Annotated in this window: 4 protein-coding genes; all 4 read right to left on the bottom strand. The window is 47.4% G+C overall.

Annotation, left to right across the window (positions count from 1 at the left end; translation table 11 throughout):
* Positions 1-106 precede the first annotated feature (106 nt).
* Complete coding sequence (locus KDK14_RS13010; protein ID WP_257265575.1) at positions 107-472, bottom strand: hypothetical protein; 366 nt, start codon at positions 470-472, stop codon at positions 107-109.
* A gap of 32 nt (positions 473-504) precedes the next feature.
* A complete protein-coding gene (locus KDK14_RS13005) occupies positions 505-906 on the bottom strand; it encodes a hypothetical protein (protein ID WP_257265574.1) in 402 nt (133 codons plus the stop codon).
* A complete protein-coding gene (locus tag KDK14_RS13000) occupies positions 893-1,060 on the bottom strand; it encodes a hypothetical protein (protein ID WP_257265573.1) in 168 nt (55 codons plus the stop codon). The genes KDK14_RS13005 and KDK14_RS13000 overlap by 14 nt, the downstream gene beginning before the upstream one ends.
* A gap of 29 nt (positions 1,061-1,089) precedes the next feature.
* The coding region (locus tag KDK14_RS12995; RefSeq protein ID WP_257265572.1) for a hypothetical protein at positions 1,090-1,367 on the bottom strand (278 nt) is incomplete at its 5' end.

Below are 1,367 nucleotides of genomic sequence, written 5' to 3'. Positions count from 1 at the left end.
GTGGTTCCAATTCAAGACCCGCAACACGTAGAAACCAACCCGCCTGCACTCGTTCAAAGAAAGAATGGACAATAGTACTATCAGGAAGAATTCCTTAATGTCTGCCCTAAGAGGCCGCCTTATAAACCCAGGCATCCTCGATATATTGTTGCTGAACCCGTTCTCTGAAAAAACGCTGCCTATTCAATTGAACATCGTCGTTTATGGCATGAGAGAATGCCTGAAAAACGTTGTCTGACCCATCAATCACAGTGATATCATGCAGAGAAATCACCCATTCATCCAGATGAAAACGCTTCAACGCCTCAAACACCTGCTGGTACGCCCGCCTTGCGCCTGCTGTGCGCACCAAATCAGAAGCAATATAAAGTCTCCAAAGATGTTCATCGGGCAAAAACAGCCAAAACGCCCCCAGAATAGGTTGGTCTGATACCTCTAGCAGATCCAGCAGCTTTTCTCCTGCCTGAATCATCTCATCACTCAGCTGATCCCTTACCAGAATCTTTAGCCATGGTAAAACCCCGGACTCCTGATCGGTGATGGCAGCAACAAGGTCAGCCGTTTTAACACGGCCGATTTCACATCATATCGGCTCGTTTCTGCCCAATCCTTCACACTCAACCAGTTGAGCATGAACAGTGGATTGGCTTTCTCATACTGTACAAGGGCATCTTGCAACCCCGCTACTTTTATCAGTTCGGTCAACCTGTGTGAGTGACTGTCCCGGGCCAGTTTTTTATCCGGGAAATCGTATGCCTGCACCTTATGGCATATGCATACCTTAATGGCACACTCAACGGAATAACCTGCCAGATAATAATCGCCATTATATGCCCTATGATCGAGAAGTATCTGAGCTTCCCGAATTCTCACATCCGACAATTGCTCAAGCTCAGCCTTGTTCATAGAGATAATATGGCTCGCAACTCAACCCGGTTTCATAATGATCCAGGACCTGCAACAACGTGAAGTAATACCGCTGGATATCCACCAACCGCAAAACCGTTGACTGTACACCGGTCTCTGAAAAAGCGTCTACGGATAACGGAACGCGAACCACGTATCAGGCACCATGCGCTTCAACAATAGTTAAAACGCATCCGTAAAAGAACCCTCATTCAACAAGTTAAAAACCGGCTTGTTTTCACCCTGGGTTTCGATACACCAGACCCACCCGGAAGCAATGGCTGAATTTACTTCCGCACCTTCAACACGGTCACGGGTTATGCGCGAAAGTTCAATATCACCATAAGGTCCCTCAACAGTCAGCGAACCTTTACAGCCAAAATACATGGTACCCGAAGGTTTGAATTTGACGGTATCCCGGCCAATGGTGATCAGGAGCGCCGACACCTCATAGCTACCAA

It is taken from the genome of Endozoicomonas sp. ONNA2 (genome assembly GCF_024606365.1).
In the GTDB taxonomy this organism is placed as follows: Bacteria; Pseudomonadota; Gammaproteobacteria; order Pseudomonadales; family Endozoicomonadaceae; genus Endozoicomonas.
The sequence above is the reverse complement of the archived record's forward strand: the minus strand, read 5'-3'. Positions and strand labels throughout refer to the sequence as shown.